This is a genomic window from Priestia sp. SIMBA_032, from assembly GCF_046535215.1.
Classification (GTDB): Bacteria; Bacillota; Bacilli; order Bacillales; family Bacillaceae_H; genus Priestia; species Priestia aryabhattai.
The window spans coordinates 1-261 of the sequence record NZ_JAWRXD010000946.1 but is presented as its reverse complement, the minus strand read 5'-3'; the positions used below and the strand labels follow the sequence as shown (position 1 = coordinate 261).

Annotated in this window: 1 pseudogene; it reads right to left on the bottom strand. The window is 38.3% G+C overall.

The window, feature by feature from the left end:
* A pseudogene (locus tag SB717_RS37130) lies at positions 1–157 on the bottom strand (class I SAM-dependent methyltransferase); the annotation flags it as partial.
* Positions 158–261 lie beyond the last annotated feature (104 nt).

Sequence of the window (261 nt, the reverse complement as noted above, 5' to 3'; positions counted from 1 at the left end):
CCATGATTTTTTTCGCATAATCAGCTGGTGCCCCGTGGCGATTCGTCCAAGCTTCATAAGCAGCTGTATTCCAGCTTTTTTCATTTATAGTGCTTAGTTGTTTTTGGTTCAATGTTATCACTCCTTTTGTGAACGTATAGGTATTCGGCGGGAGGATGGGATTTCCTTTTCGTTCTGGATAAAAGTTTGATTTTTCTGTGATTAAGTCGTAAAATACTTGTTATACGTAAAAGCGTTGAAAAGGAAAAGTAGGATGAACAC